The sequence below is a fragment of the Variovorax paradoxus genome (assembly GCF_029919115.1).
GTDB classification, from domain to species: Bacteria; Pseudomonadota; Gammaproteobacteria; order Burkholderiales; family Burkholderiaceae_C; genus Variovorax; species Variovorax paradoxus_O.
The window spans coordinates 4023208-4035907 of sequence record NZ_CP123990.1 but is presented as its reverse complement, the minus strand read 5'-3'; the positions used below and the strand labels follow the sequence as shown (position 1 = coordinate 4035907).

General features: G+C 65.4%; 13 protein-coding genes. 5 read left to right on the top strand and 8 right to left on the bottom strand.

Features of this window, described 5'->3' with window-relative positions:
- Positions 1-31 precede the first annotated feature (31 nt).
- The 5 genes from QHG62_RS19480 (at position 32) to QHG62_RS19460 (ending at position 4781) form a co-directional block, all read left to right on the top strand.
- Positions 32-1411, top strand: a complete 1380-nt coding sequence (locus tag QHG62_RS19480; RefSeq protein WP_281147314.1) for an NCS2 family permease — start codon at positions 32-34, stop codon at positions 1409-1411.
- 212 nt (positions 1412-1623) lie between these two features.
- A complete protein-coding gene (locus QHG62_RS19475) occupies positions 1624-2289 on the top strand; it encodes an aldolase (RefSeq protein ID WP_281147312.1) in 666 nt (221 codons plus the stop codon).
- Between the two features lie 16 nt (positions 2290-2305).
- Entirely contained in the window at positions 2306-3124 is an 819-nt protein-coding gene (gene otnI, locus QHG62_RS19470; protein ID WP_281147310.1) for a 2-oxo-tetronate isomerase, read from the top strand.
- Positions 3121-4317, top strand: a complete 1197-nt coding sequence (locus QHG62_RS19465; protein WP_281147308.1) for an amidohydrolase family protein — start codon at positions 3121-3123, stop codon at positions 4315-4317. Before otnI ends, QHG62_RS19465 begins: the two co-directional genes overlap by 4 nt.
- Positions 4314-4781 (top strand): RidA family protein, encoded by a 468-nt coding sequence (locus QHG62_RS19460; RefSeq protein WP_055807648.1) that lies wholly within the window; start codon positions 4314-4316, stop codon positions 4779-4781. Before QHG62_RS19465 ends, QHG62_RS19460 begins: the two co-directional genes overlap by 4 nt.
- Here the strand turns inward: QHG62_RS19460 and QHG62_RS19455 are convergent.
- The 8 genes from QHG62_RS19455 to QHG62_RS19420 form a co-directional block, all read right to left on the bottom strand.
- Entirely contained in the window at positions 4774-5445 is a 672-nt protein-coding gene (locus tag QHG62_RS19455; RefSeq protein ID WP_281147304.1) for a TetR family transcriptional regulator C-terminal domain-containing protein, read from the bottom strand. The genes QHG62_RS19460 and QHG62_RS19455 overlap by 8 nt on opposite strands.
- A complete protein-coding gene (locus QHG62_RS19450) occupies positions 5442-6413 on the bottom strand; it encodes a PDR/VanB family oxidoreductase (protein WP_281147302.1) in 972 nt (323 codons plus the stop codon). Before QHG62_RS19450 ends, QHG62_RS19455 begins: the two co-directional genes overlap by 4 nt.
- Positions 6414-6430: 17 nt before the next feature.
- On the bottom strand, positions 6431-7021 hold the full coding sequence (locus QHG62_RS19445) for an NAD(P)H-dependent oxidoreductase (RefSeq protein ID WP_258502940.1): 591 nt from the start codon (positions 7019-7021) through the stop codon (positions 6431-6433).
- Positions 7022-7170: 149 nt separating this feature from the next.
- On the bottom strand, positions 7171-8199 hold the full coding sequence (locus QHG62_RS19440) for an ABC transporter substrate-binding protein (protein WP_281147300.1): 1029 nt from the start codon (positions 8197-8199) through the stop codon (positions 7171-7173).
- A 588-nt stretch (positions 8200-8787) separates the two neighbouring features.
- Entirely contained in the window at positions 8788-10152 is a 1365-nt protein-coding gene (locus QHG62_RS19435; RefSeq protein WP_432445623.1) for an FAD-binding oxidoreductase, read from the bottom strand.
- Positions 10153-10156: 4 nt separating this feature from the next.
- Positions 10157-11050, bottom strand: a complete 894-nt coding sequence (locus QHG62_RS19430; protein WP_281147294.1) for an ABC transporter permease — start codon at positions 11048-11050, stop codon at positions 10157-10159.
- Positions 11034-11825, bottom strand: coding sequence for an ABC transporter ATP-binding protein (locus QHG62_RS19425; protein ID WP_281147292.1), 792 nt, complete (start codon positions 11823-11825; stop codon positions 11034-11036). Before QHG62_RS19425 ends, QHG62_RS19430 begins: the two co-directional genes overlap by 17 nt.
- Positions 11822-12643: a creatininase family protein gene (locus QHG62_RS19420; RefSeq protein WP_281147291.1), complete on the bottom strand. Its 822-nt coding sequence runs from the start codon at positions 12641-12643 to the stop codon at positions 11822-11824. Before QHG62_RS19420 ends, QHG62_RS19425 begins: the two co-directional genes overlap by 4 nt.
- Positions 12644-12700 lie beyond the last annotated feature (57 nt).

Genomic DNA, 12700 nt, shown 5'->3' with positions numbered 1-12700 from the left:
CCGCCAAATACAACAGCTGGAGACAAGCGACATGAACAGGTTTGAAGAGGTGCCCAAGGTCACCGATCCCCACGCCTCGGGGACAGCCGCGCGCAGCGCGCCGCACAACGCGAACTGGCTCGAACGCGTGTTCAAGCTCACCGAGCACAACACCACCGTGCGCACCGAAGTCATCGCGGGGCTCACCACGTTCCTGACGATGGCCTACATCATCTTCGTGAACCCGTCGATCCTCGGCGACGCGGGCATGCCCAAGGGCGCGGTGTTCGTGGCCACCTGCCTGATCGCGGCGCTGGGCACGCTGATCATGGGCCTGTATGCCAACTACCCGATTGCCATGGCGCCGGGCATGGGCCTGAACGCCTACTTCGCCTACGTGGTGGTTCTGGGCATGGGCTACACATGGCAGGTGGCGCTGGGCGCGGTGTTCATCTCGGGGACGCTGTTCCTGGTCGTCACCGTCACCGGATTGCGGGAGCTGTTCATACAGGGCATACCGCAGTCGCTTCGAACGGCGATCACGGTGGGCATCGGCATGTTCCTCGCGCTCATCGCGCTCAAGAGCGCGGGCGTGGTGGCCGCCTCGCCAGCCACCTTCGTCACGCTGGGCGACCTGCATTCGGCACCGGTGGTGCTGGCCACGCTGGGCTTCCTGGTGATCGTGGCGCTCGACCGGCTCAAGGTGCGCGGCGCCATTCTCATCGGCATCATGCTGGTGACGGTGCTGTCGTTCTTCTTCGGCGGCAACAAGTTCCATGGCGTGTTCGACGCACCGCCCTCGATTGCGCCCACTTTCATGCAACTGGACATCATGGGCGCGCTGAAGGGCGGCATCCTGAACGTGGTGCTGGTGTTCTTCCTGGTCGAGATGTTCGACGCCACCGGCACGCTGATGGGCGTGGCCAAGCGCGCGGGCCTCCTGGTGCCCGGCAAGATGGAGCGCATGAACAAGGCGCTCCTGGCCGACAGCGGCGCCATCTTCGCGGGCTCGCTTCTGGGCACATCGAGTACCACGGCCTATGTGGAAAGCGCGGCCGGCGTACAGGCGGGCGGGCGCACCGGCCTCACGGCCGTGGTGGTGGCGGGGCTGTTTCTCGCGTGCCTGATGATCTCGCCGCTCGCGGGCTCGGTGCCGGCCTATGCCACCGCGCCGGCGCTGCTCTTCGTGGGCTGCCTCATGCTGCGCGACCTCGTCGAGCTCGACTGGGAAGACACCACCGAGGTGATTCCCGCGGCGGTGACCGCGCTGGCCATGCCGTTCACCTACTCGATTGCCAACGGCCTGGCCTTCGGCTTCATTACCTACGCCGTGCTCAAGCTCTTTACCGGGCGGGCACGGGAAGTGCATGCAATGGTCTGGGTGATCGCAGCGATTTTCCTGTTCAAGTTCGCCTACATCGGCGGACACTGAGCAAAGCGCCGTCGGGCGCCGATGGATGCGGGGACGCAGGGGCCTGTAAGCGCTATATTCGGTTCCGCGAAGGCATGCCAGGGCGGGCCAATCAAGGCGCGCGACGCGAAATAAAGGAGGAGGCCGCAGGCCGGGGGACATTCGCGGAGGGGAGTACCCGGTGGCCTTTGCACACGCCCTGAACAGCGCAACACAAAGCGCGGAAAAACGACATGAACGAAACCCAGGCTAGAGAAGAAATCTGCCGCGTAGGCCGCAGCCTTTTCGAACGCGGCTATGTGCATGCGACGGCAGGCAACATCAGCGTGCGGCTTGACGACGGCTTTCTCATCACGCCAACCGATGCCTGCCTCGGCTTCCTCGACCCTGCACGCTTGGCCAAGCTCGACACCCAGGGCAACCAGACAGCCGGCGACCGCGCCAGCAAGACCATTGCGCTGCACACGCGCATCTATGCGGCGGCGCGCAAATTCGATGCGGGCACCGCCTGCGTGATTCATACGCACAGCACGCACTGTGTTGCACTCACGCTTGGCGCACAAGGCGACGAACTCCTGCCCGCGCTCACGCCGTATTTCGTGATGAAGGTTGGCCATGTGCCGCTCATTCCCTATCACCGCCCCGGCGCTCCCGAAGCGGCCGAGCTGGTCGCACAAGCCATCGAGCGCCGCGGTGCGGCCGGCACGCCGGTTCGTGCCGTGATGCTCGAACGTCTTGGTCCCAATGTGTGGCACGAGACGCCCGGCGCGGCGATGGCCGTGCTCGAGGAACTCGAAGAAACCGCAAAGCTCCATCTGCTCACCGGCACGGCCAAACCCCAGCCGCTGAGCAACGAACAGATCGACGAACTGCGCCGCACTTTCGGTGCGCGCTGGTAATAGTAAAAAGTACCCCATGCCTCAATTTGCCGCCAACCTCTCGATGCTCTATCCGGAGCTCGACTTTCTTGACCGCTTCGAAGCCGCCGCGAAAGACGGCTTCAAGGCTGTCGAATATCTTTTTCCCTACGCCTATGACCGCAACGAGATTGCTGCGCGCCTGAAGCACAACGGCCTGCAGCAGGTGCTCTTCAACGGCCCTCCGGGCAACTGGGACGGCGGCGAGCGCGGCCTTGCCTGCCTGCCGGGCCGCGATACCGAGTTTCGCGAAGGCATGGCCAAGGCCATCGACTACGCCGCCGCGCTCGAGTGCCCGCGCATCCACATCATGGCGGGCCTGGTGCCCGAGGGCCTGGAACGCGAAGCCGTGCAGCCTGTGTATGTGGACAACCTGCGCTGGGCTGCGGCCGAAGCAGCCAAGGCCGGCCGCGACGTGCTGATCGAGCCGATCAACACGCGCGACATTCCGCGCTTCTTTCTGAACCGGCAAGACCACGCGCACGAAATCGTCGACATGGTGGGCGCGCCCAACCTCAAGGTGCAGATGGACCTGTACCACTGCCAGATCGTCGAAGGCGACGTGGCCATGAAGATCCGAAAGTACCTGCCGACCGGCCGCGTGGGCCACATCCAGATTGCCGGCGTGCCCGAACGCCACGAGCCCGACATCGGCGAACAGAACTACCCATACCTGTTCGACCTGATCGACGAAGTCTCGGCGCAGTGCGGCTGGCAGGGCTGGATCGGCTGCGAATACCGGCCCAGCCGCGGCATGGAACCCGGCGGCACTTCGGACGGCCTGGGCTGGCTGCGGGCACTGCAACAGCGCGCATGAAGCTCGAGTCCGTGCGCATTCCGACGCGGCTGCGGGGCTTTGCCGCGGGCGATGCGCAGGTGTTCGACGTGACGTTGGCCGGCGATCGCGTGCAGGCCGTCGTGCCGAGCGCATCGCAGTCGGGCGCGCGCGGCATCTTGCTGAGTGCGCTTGTCGAAGCGCACGCGCACATCGACAAGAACTACACCGTGCAGGAAGTCGGCGCGGCCGAGGGCAACCTGTTCGCGGCCATCGAGCGCATGGACAAGCACCGCGCGGGCTGGACCGGCGAAACGCTGCGCCCTCGCATGGAGCGTGCGCTGCAAGGCGCCTGGCAATCGGGCACCCGCGCGCTGCGCACGCACATCGACTGGGTGCAGGCCGATCCGCCGGCCGCACTCGCCGTGTTCGAAGCCTTGCGCCATGAATGGCGTGGCCGCATCGAGCTGCAGTTCGTCTCTCTCACCCCGCTGGATCTGTTTGCGGACCTTGCCGCCGGCGAGCACATCGCGCGCGAGGTCAAACGTGCGGGCGGCACGCTGGGTGCTTTCGTTTATCGCAACGAAGGCCTCGTGCACAAGCTGGGCCGCGTGTTCGACCTGGCACAAGACCATGCCCTGGGCCTCGACTTTCATGTCGACGAAGGCCTCGATGCCGATGCGAGCGGTTTGCGCAGCATTGCGCAGCTGATGCGCGCGCGCGAATTCCGGCGCAGTGTGGTCTGCGGCCACTGCTGCTCGCTGGCGGTGCAGGACGATGCGGTAGCCAACGAAACGCTGGCACTGTGCGCCGGCGCGGGCCTTCACATGGTCGCGCTGCCGACCACCAACCTGTACCTTCAGGGTGCCTGGGACCGCACGCCTGTGCAGCGCGGCATCACGCGCATTCACGAGGCGGCGGCACGGGGCTTGCGTGTGAGCCTGGCAACGGACAACGTGCAGGACGCCTTCTATCCCTATGGCAGCTACGACCTTCTCGAGACCTTCGGCCTCGGCGTGCAAATGGCGCACCTCGCACCTGCGGGCGAATGGTTCGACGCGATCACGGTCAGCCCCGCGAAGGCGCTCGGCCTTGCGTGGGACGGCCGCATTGCGCCGGGCTGCCCCGCCGACCTGGTGCTGCTCGCGGCCACCGCTGAGCATGAACTCATCGGACCGCGCGGGCGCCAACGCACCGTGATCCGTGCCGGTCAAATTCTGGAGCAAACACAATGAGCATGGGCAAGCCAATGGCCAACTACGCCGCCGCCAAACGCGTCGGCGATTTCGTCTTCATGAGCGGCGTGGTGGCGGTCGATCCGGCCACGCGGCGCGCCGTGGCCGGCTACGACGCCATTCCTGAAGAAGCCCGCACGGCCTTGCAGGGCGTGGGCTATGCCACGGGCCAGATGTCGGTCGACATCTTCGAAGCACCCATCGTGGCGCAGAGCTGGTTCGTGCTCGAACGCATCCGCCAGATTGCCGCCGAGCATGGCGGCACCATGGAAGACGTGGTGAAGCTGGTGCAGTACTTTCGGCACCTGCCGCACTATGCGTTCTACAACCGCGTGCGCGGGCTGTTCTATCCGGGTGAGCCGCCGGTGAGCACGGTGGTCGAGGTGTCGCGCTTCCTGCCGGGCGACGAGGTGCTGGTGGAAGTGGAAGCCACCATGTACCTGCCCCAGCACCGGCCTATTTGACCCCCGCGCCCTTCAGCAGGAACTCGGTCACCTGCTCGATCAGGTAGCGCCGGTCCCTGTCGTCGCCGTCTTGCGCAACATTGCGGAAGTACGCGGCCTGCGTGGCGTGGTCGGCATAGAACTGCGTCACCGCCCAGATGTGGAACAGCACCAGCATCGGGTCGGCGTTGTCCATCAGGCCCTGGTTCATCCAATTCTGGATCACGGCGGCGGCCTGGTCTGTGCGCTGCTTGCTCGTGTCCATCATGCTGTTGAGCACGGGGGCGCCGTGCATCATTTCGGCCGTAAAAATACGCGAGCGCAGCGGGTGTTCGAACGAGAACACCATCTTGCGGTGGATCAGGTCGCCCAGCACCTTGCGCGGGCCGAAGGCCTCGTCGGCAAAGCCGAACACCACGATCCAGTCGTTGAGAATGTCCTGCAGGATCTGCCGGTACAGCGCTTCCTTGCTCTCGATGTAGTAGTGCAGCTGCGCCTTCGAAAGCCCGGCCTTGTCGGCAATCGCCTGCGTGGACGCGCCGGCCAGCCCTTCGCTGGCAAACACTTCGATGGCGGCCTGGTTGATGAGGCCGAGCACCTGGGTGTACTTGCGCGAACGGCCGCGCGTGGCGGGCGCCTCGCCGATGCTTTCGTCTGCGGTGCCGATGGCGGGCCGCGCATTCACAGCTGCAGCACCAGTTCCTGGCCCTTGGCGCGCGAGCAGCACAAGGCCACTTTCGTGCGGCGCTCGGTGCCGGTGAGGCAGAAGTCGCGGTGCTCCGCGCCTTCGCCGTCTCCTTCGACCACGCAGGTGCCGCACAGGCCCTGCTGGCACGACACCGGAATGTCGATGCCGACTTCATGCAGCGCATCGACGGCGGTCTGGTCGGCCGCCACCGGCACCGTGATGCCGCGCTGCGCGAGCTTCAGCGTGAAGGGCAGGCCGGTGCTGGTATTCGCATCGGCCGGCGCGGCAAAGTATTCGGCGTGCAGCGCGTCTTCGGGCCAGTGCGCAGCCGCTTCGCGCACCGCCTTCATGAAGCCGCCGGGGCCGCAGACGTACAGGTGCGTGCCGGGTGCACGCTCGGCCAGCAATGCGCGCAGGTCGATGCGCTGCGTGACATCTCCCTGGTCGAGGTGCAGCCGCAGGTGCGGTGCCAGCGTCGGCGAATGCAGTGCGTCTGCAAAGGCCAGGTGCTCTTCGCTGCGCGCGAACACGCACAGGGTGAAGTCCGCGCCGCGTGCTGCGAGCGCCTGCGCCATGGCCAGCAGCGGTGTCATGCCGATACCGCCGGCCAGCAGCAAGTGCCGCTTCGCCTCTTCGCGCAGCGGAAAAGTATTGCGCGGCGCGCTGATGGCCAGCAGGTCGCCCTCGCGCACGCGCTCGTGCATCGAGGCCGAGCCGCCGCGGCTTTGGGCTTCGCGCTTCACGCCGATCACGTACGAGGCGGCCTTCGACGGCTCATCGGAAGACCATCGCGCCAGCGAGTATTGGCGCGAGAAGCCGCCCGGCATGAACACATCGATGTGCGCGCCGGCTTCGTAGCCCGGAAGACCACGGCCCCACGGATGCGCCAGCTCGAAAGCCAGAATTTCCGGCGTCTCGCGCGAGATGCGTTCGACGCGGACGGTGAGCATGCGTTCAAGGCTCATGGTGTGTGTCTCCCTGGCTAGATGCTCTGCAGCTTGCGCGACACGCGTTCGATGAAATGGATGCGGTCGCGTTCGGTGACGGCGTTCATGTCGTGCAGCTGCAGCCACGTGACCTTGCAGCGCCATGCAAAAAGCGCCCGCAGCGCGCGCGTGAAGAGCCGCCGGCCCGGATCGCCGATGAGCATCACGAACCAGCGCGGCGAGCCGCCCGTGGTCACGACGGTCAGCCGCCGGATGTGCCGCATGCCTGACTTCGCGACCTGCCCCTTGCGCTCCGCAGGGAGGAATGCAACGCCCGGCAGCCACACGCGCTCGAGCCAGCCCTTGAGCATCGACGGCGGGCCATGAAACCAGGTGGGATAGACGAACACGAGGTGCTCGGCCCACAGCAGCGCTTCGACATGGGGCTTCACGCGTTCGCGGATGAGTTCGGGGTTGTCCAAGTAGGCGATGCGCTCTTCGCGCGTGAGCGTCGGGTCGAAGCCCTCGGCGTACAGATCGATGGCCTTGACGGGGTGCCGCGGCTCCAGCGCTGCAAGGGCCGTGCGGTAGAGCGCGTGGTTGAAGCTCTCAGGATTCGGATGGCAGTGGACGACGAGCGTTTTCATGAAAGAGAGGGCCGGTTCGCCTGTCGGCGAGACGGGGTCAGAGCCCAGTGAACATGGAGCCGCGCAGTGCCTTATGGCAACCCAGGCGCCGGCATCTGACCCCGGCGCAAGCCCCGCGCGGCCCGCGGGAAAAACACAACGCGCGCCGGCTACTTGCCGGCGAGCTTCTTTCGGACGTCGAGCCCGACGCCCTTGTTGACGAACTGCGTGGTCACGACCTTCGAAAGGTCGATCTCGCCGGGCTTGTACAAACCGGCCTTCACCATCTTGTCGTAGAAGTCTTTCACGCGTGCTTCGTCCATCGCGCCGATGCCCTTGGTGAGGGATTCGCCGCTGTCGACAATGCCCATCTTCTTCATGAGTTCGATGGAGCCCTGCGATGCGGCCACGGGCGAGTCGGGGTTGATCTTGGCGATCATCTCGTTGGCAGCCTTGTTGTCGCCGTAGAGATAGTTGTTCCAGCCGATGATCGAAGCTTCGACAAACTTGCGCACGGTTTCGGGCTTGGTCTTGACGAGGTCGGCACGCGTCTCGATGGTGGTCGAGTAGGTCGAAAAGCCGTTGTCGGCCAGCAGCTGCACCACCGGTTCAAAGCCTGCCTGCGCCTTGATCGAAAGCGGCTCCGAAATGGCGTAGCCCTGCTGAATAGACTTCTTGTCGGCCAGGAACGGGCCCACGTTGAAGGTGTAGGGCTTGAGCTGCGAATCCTTGAAGCCGTGCTCCGACTTCATCCATTGCCAGAAGCTGAACTGGCCGTCCTTGCCGATGAAGGCGACGGGGGCCTTGGCCATGTCCTTGAAGGTGTCGAAGCCCTGGCCAGGGTGCGCAAACATGGCCTGCGGATCTTTCTGGAAGAAGGCCGCAACCACGACGGTGGGCACGCCGTTCTTCACGTTGTCGAAAGACTGCAGCAGGTTGCCGGTCATCAGAAAATCGACCTTGCCGGCGGGCAGCATCGGCCGGTTGTTGACCATCGGGCCGCCCTGCTGAATATCGACGTCGAGGCCGTATTTCTTGTAGGTGCCGTCCACCAGTGCCTGGTAGAAGCCGCCGTGGCCGGCCTGCGCTTTCCAGTTGGTGGCAAACACCACTTTTTCCTGCGCCTGTGCGGCGAAGGTAGCGGCCGCGAGGGCGAGGGCTAGAGCAAGCGGACGGATGGTCAGAGCGGGAACGCGCATGGCAGTGGACTCCTGGGTTGAATACTGCGGGGGATTTTCATGTCAGCGGGCGTGTGATGGAACTTTTGGGCGCCGTTTTTGGAGGTGCTGTTGTTCTTGGCGCTGTGTTCAGGGCGTGTGCCCAGGCCACCGGGTACTCCCCTCCGCGAATGTCCCCCGCCTTCGGCTCCTCCTTTATTTCGCTGCGGGGCGTGTGCAAAGGCCACCGGGTACTCCCCTCCGCGAATGTCCCCCGCCTTCGGCTCCTCCTTTATTTCTCTGCGGGGAGCACCCGATGCCCTGTGCACCAGGGCACGCTCTGGGTGTACCGCTGATTAACGACTGCTCTGGATCACGCACCCGTCGATGGGGTGCCTTGCGCAGCGAAATAAAGGAGGAGGCCGCAGGCCGGGGGACACCGTCGATGGGGTGCCTTGCGCAGCGAAATAAAGGAGGAGGCCGCAGGCCGGGGGACATTCGCGGAGAGAAATAAAGGAGGAGGCCGCAGGCCGGGGGACATTCGCGGAGAAAGGTACCCCGTCGGCGGGTGCGCGCCACGAACAGCTGCCCTCGAGACCAACGCCGCCAAAGACAAAGCACGACGTCATTTCAACGCTCGACAGCCATATCTGAAGTCCAGCCGCGCGTCTTTCCAGGGTTCATCAAACCCATCGGGTCGCTGCGCTTCTTGAACTCGATCTGCTGCGTGTCGATGGTCTTCATTCCGCCGTCCTCGATGGTGAAGACATGCGGATTGAAGATCTGGCAGCCGCCCTGCGATTCGATCTCGCGAATCACCTCGTACTGGTGGGCCTCGCCCTTCCATCGCACCAGCAGGATGCCGAAGGTGCCGCATTCACCGCCCGCGCGTGCGAAGTCCTGGTGCTGCAGCACGTCGTCGCCGAAGATTTGCAGATGGCGCTCGACAACCGCGGGGTCGAATGGCTGGGCGTAGGCGACTTGCAGATAGGTCCAGCCGCGGTCGGCCTTCAATGCCTGCAGGGTCGTGTGGTTGAACGCGCATTCGTAGGCGGGCGGCAGGCCGTCGGCGAGCAGCTCGGCCTCCGTGCCGGCCACGGAGATCGTGCCGCCTTGCGCATCGGCGAGTGCGCGGAAATCCGCCATCGATTCGGGCGAGACCATGGCGAATACCGCATGCCGATCGGGCGGAAAGCGGTCGCGCATGGCCGTGTAGTAGGGCGAAAAGCGCGATTCGACGGTCGAGAGTAAAAAGATGTCCAGCGTCGGCGCCTGCGCCGCAATGCCGAAGTCGAGTGCGCCGCGGTATGTATCGAACAGCACCGTGCAGTGCACCCATTCGACGGCCGGGCTCAGCGCCACCTCCACGTCGAGGATCACGCCGTTGGTGCCGTAGGCGTGGTGCACCTGCTGGATCTCGTCGCCGTGCAGTTCGATGATGCGCGGCTCGCGCTCCACCGTCATCACGCGCGCGCGCAGCAGGTTGCCCGGGTCGCGAAGGATGCCGTGGCGGAACGAGCCGATGCCGCCGAAGCCGCCTGCGATGAAGCCGCCGATGCTGGCCACGTGCCAGGTCGAGGGCCACATGCGCAGCGCCTGGCCTGTCTCGCGCGCGGCAAGGTCGATGTCGTGCATGCGCGCACCGGCCTCCACGCGCATGCGGCCTGGCTGGATGTCGAGCACGCGGCACATCTGCGTCACGTCGAGCACCACGCCGCCTTCGAGCGGCACGCACTGGCCGTAGTTGCCGGTGCCTCCGGCGCGCACGGTGAGCGGCAGCTTCCACTTGGCAGCCACGGCGGCGGCCTGGCGCACATCGTCCTCGGTGCTGACCTTCACCACGAGGTCGGCCACGCAGCCCGCCAGCTGCGCGGTGAGGATGGGGCTGTACCAGTAGAAGTCTTTCGAGAGCTGTTTGCGTTGGGCCGGCGCGGTGATGACGTTGAGGCCGCGCAGATCTTCGCGCACGGAGTCCCAGTCGATGGCGGCATGCAGCGCGTCAGCGTTCACGTCGCATCTCGCTTTCGTGCCAGTGACCCAGAACCAATCGCGACAGCGCAGCGAACACGATGAAGATCACGATACCGAGCAGCGACACCAGCAGCAGCGCCGCGAACATCATCGGGATCTCGGTGCGAAAGCTCGATTCGAGAATGCGTGAAGCCAGCCCGGTTTCCTTGCCCGCCGTGCCGGCCGTGAATTCCGCCACCACCGCGCCGATCAAGCTCAGTCCGCCCGCAATCTTCAGCCCCGCCATGAAGTAAGGCAGCGCGCTGGGCGCGAGCAGGTAGCGGAAGGTCTGCCACGGCGAGGCCTTGTAGAGCTGGAACAGGTCGCGCAGATTGCTGTCGGCGCTTTTCAGGCCGACGACGGTGTTCGACAGGATGGGAAAGAAAGCCACGATCCATGCGCACAGCAACAACGCCGCGGTGGTGCTCGAGACGTAGATCAATATCAGCGGCGCGATCGCGATGATCGGCGTCACCTGCAGGATCACGGCGATAGGGAACAGGCCGATCTCCACCCACTTGAAGAGCGCGAACGCAATGGCCAGCAGCACACCGCCGACGATGGCGGCACCGAGCGCGAGCAGCGTGAGCTTGACCGTGAACCACAACGCGCTGGAGAGCGAGGCCCAGTTGTCGAACAGCGTGCGCAGGATGAGCGAGGGCGCAGGCAGTATGTAGTGCGGAATGTTGTTGGCGCGCACCATCCATTCCCATGCCAGCAGCAGCGCGATGACGATGGCCGCCGGCACCACGATGCGCAGCATCGAGTCGCGGCGGCGCAGCTTGTCTTCATGCGCGCGCAGCATCGCTTCCGAAGGCGCAACGTCGGCCGCATCCAGCGGCACCTTGGCGGCCGGCGCCACGGGCTCAGTGATCGACGTCATGCAGCGCTCCGTGAAGGGATTGCGACACCGCCGTGCAGTGCGCGTTGTAGCGGCTCGAGGTGCGGAATTCTTCGCCCCGCGGATACGGTTCGTCGATACGGATCTCGTCGATCACGCGGCCGGGGCGCGCGGCCATCACCACGATGCGGTTCGAGAGATACACCGACTCGTACACGCTGTGCGTGACGAACACGACCGAGAAGCGATGCTCGCGCCAGATGGCGAGCAGGTCGTTGTTGAGCTTGATGCGCGTCATTTCGTCGAGCGCGGCGAAGGGCTCGTCCATCAGCAACAGGCGCGGATGCGTGACCAGCGCGCGCGCAATCGACACGCGCATCTTCATGCCGCCCGAAAGCTCGCGCGGATACACGTCGGCAAAGCGCGATAGGCCGACCATCTCCAGCACCTGCTGCACCACCGGTGCGGCCGCGTCGCGGCTCATGCCGGCCAGCTTGAGCGGCAGCCACACGTTGTCGAACACCTTGGCCCAGGGCATGAGCGTGGGCTCCTGGAACACGAAACCCAGGTCGCGGTCGCTTTGCGTCTTTCCGGTGTTGGTGCCGGACCAGTGCATGTCGCCCGAGCTGAGCCTCGTGAGCCCGGCGATGAGCCTGAGTGCGGTGCTCTTGCCGCAGCCCGAGGGGCCGAGAAAGCTGATGAAGTCGTGCTCGCCGATGTCGAGCGTCATGCCCTGCAACGCGAGCGTGCCGTTGGCAAAACGCTTGCTGACGTGGCGCAGGCTGACCAGCGGCGGGGTGTCGGTGGTGGAGCTCATTTCCAGGCGGGCTCGTTGGCAAGGCGCGAGAGCGGAAAGCGGTCGACCTCGTGCAGCAGTTCGACAAAACGCCGGCCCACGTGGTCGAGCACCGCGGCGCCCTTCTCGGCGGTGGCGCGCGTGGCGTCGCCGGCGGCGCCCGAAGGGTTGATGTCGTGCATCTGCCAGCCGAGCTTGCCGCTGGGCGTGATGGAGAGAAACTTGTTCTCGGCGGCCAGCTGCTCGGTCATCGAGCTGAAGTTCTGGAACTGGTCCTTCCGCACGTAGTTGGGCGTGAGGTGCAGCATCACCGAGCTTTCGAGGTCGCCCGCGTGAATGCCGTGCCTGCCCTCATGCGCGGTGAACAGGCCTTCGGGCAGGCCGAGCGTGTACCAGTTGGCGGCCACGACCATCATGCCGTGCTCCTCGCGCAGGTCGCGCGCCACGATGTCCATCACGCTCATCTGGCCGCCGTGGCTGTTGTAGAGCACCAGCTTGCGCACCCCGGCCTTCGCAACGCAGGCGCCGATGTCCTTCCACATCGAGATGAGCGTGTTCGCGGACACGGTGAGCGTGCCGGGGTAGCGCGAGTGCTCGTTGCTCTTGCCGTAGGGCACGGTGGGGAGAAACAGCACCGGCAGGTCGTCGGGCAGGTGCGGGAGGGTGGCGCGCACCATGCCGTCGATGGTGGCCGTGTCGGTCGACATGGGCAGATGGGGCCCGTGCTGTTCGGTGGCGCCCACCGGCAGCACGGCAATGAGCCGTTCACGGTCGAGGCGGGAGAACTCTTCGCTGGTCAGGTCGGACCAGAAACGGCTGCGCAGGGGGACCGGGTTCATCGTGGCGTACCTCGTGGTGACGGGCAATCAGGGCGGGATGATGGTCTAAATTATCCA

Coding starts and splice junctions, on each gene's coding strand:
- QHG62_RS19480 (WP_281147314.1), top strand. CDS start 32: ATGAACAGGTTTGAAGAGGTGCCCAAGGTCACCGATCCCCACGCCTCG.
- QHG62_RS19475 (WP_281147312.1), top strand. CDS start 1,624: ATGAACGAAACCCAGGCTAGAGAAGAAATCTGCCGCGTAGGCCGCAGC.
- otnI (WP_281147310.1), top strand. CDS start 2,306: ATGCCTCAATTTGCCGCCAACCTCTCGATGCTCTATCCGGAGCTCGAC.
- QHG62_RS19465 (WP_281147308.1), top strand. CDS start 3,121: ATGAAGCTCGAGTCCGTGCGCATTCCGACGCGGCTGCGGGGCTTTGCC.
- QHG62_RS19460 (WP_055807648.1), top strand. CDS start 4,314: ATGAGCATGGGCAAGCCAATGGCCAACTACGCCGCCGCCAAACGCGTC.
- QHG62_RS19450 (WP_281147302.1), bottom strand. CDS start 6,413: ATGAGCCTTGAACGCATGCTCACCGTCCGCGTCGAACGCATCTCGCGC.
- QHG62_RS19445 (WP_258502940.1), bottom strand. CDS start 7,021: ATGAAAACGCTCGTCGTCCACTGCCATCCGAATCCTGAGAGCTTCAAC.
- QHG62_RS19440 (WP_281147300.1), bottom strand. CDS start 8,199: ATGCGCGTTCCCGCTCTGACCATCCGTCCGCTTGCTCTAGCCCTCGCC.
- QHG62_RS19430 (WP_281147294.1), bottom strand. CDS start 11,050: ATGACGTCGATCACTGAGCCCGTGGCGCCGGCCGCCAAGGTGCCGCTG.
- QHG62_RS19425 (WP_281147292.1), bottom strand. CDS start 11,825: ATGAGCTCCACCACCGACACCCCGCCGCTGGTCAGCCTGCGCCACGTC.
- QHG62_RS19420 (WP_281147291.1), bottom strand. CDS start 12,643: ATGAACCCGGTCCCCCTGCGCAGCCGTTTCTGGTCCGACCTGACCAGC.